The organism is Vibrio sp. 704, assembly GCF_033339295.1.
The window spans coordinates 1-679 of sequence record NZ_JAWOUH010000484.1; the positions used below are offsets into that span (position 1 = coordinate 1).

General features: G+C 48.5%; 1 protein-coding gene. It reads left to right on the plus strand.

Annotation, left to right across the window (positions count from 1 at the left end):
• On the plus strand, window positions 1–679 hold a 679-nt coding region (locus R7R24_RS27265), incomplete at both ends, for a DNA topoisomerase (RefSeq protein ID WP_318120208.1).

Consider the following 679-nt stretch of genomic DNA (forward strand, 5'->3'; position numbering starts at 1 on the left):
GCGGCTGCTTTACCTAATCCCCAAAAGAAAGACCAAGGCTTTATCCGTTGTGGAAATGGTGATGTGGTGACGTGGTGTATTGGTCATTTGCTAGAGCAAGTTGAGCCAGACGCTTACGATGAACGCTACAAAAAATGGAACATGGCCGATCTGCCGATTGTTCCTCAGCAATGGCAACTTAGACCGAGAAAGAGTGCCAGTAAGCAGTTAACCGTGATTCGTAAATTGCTCAACGAAGCAACCGAAGTGATTCATGCGGGAGACCCAGACCGTGAAGGGCAGTTGTTAGTTGATGAGGTTCTCGACTACTGCAAGCTTTCCAAAACTAAGAAAGAAGCGACACAGCGTTTGCTGATTTCTGACTTGAACTTACCTGCAGTGAAGCGCGCACTAAGCTCAATGCGCAGTAATCGTGATTTTATTCCTCTGTCTGTTTCCGCTCTCGCGCGCTCACGGGCGGATTGGTTGTATGGAATGAATATGTCTCGCGCTTATACCTTGCTGGGACAAAAGGCTGGCTACCAAGGTGTGCTCTCGGTTGGGCGTGTGCAAACTCCGGTTCTAGGGCTTGTCGTCCGTCGAGATGAAGAAATTGAAAACTTTGTTCCGAAAGATTACTTCACGCTGCACGCATTGATCCCGTATCAAGACCAAAATGGGGCGTTTGATATTCGCGCAC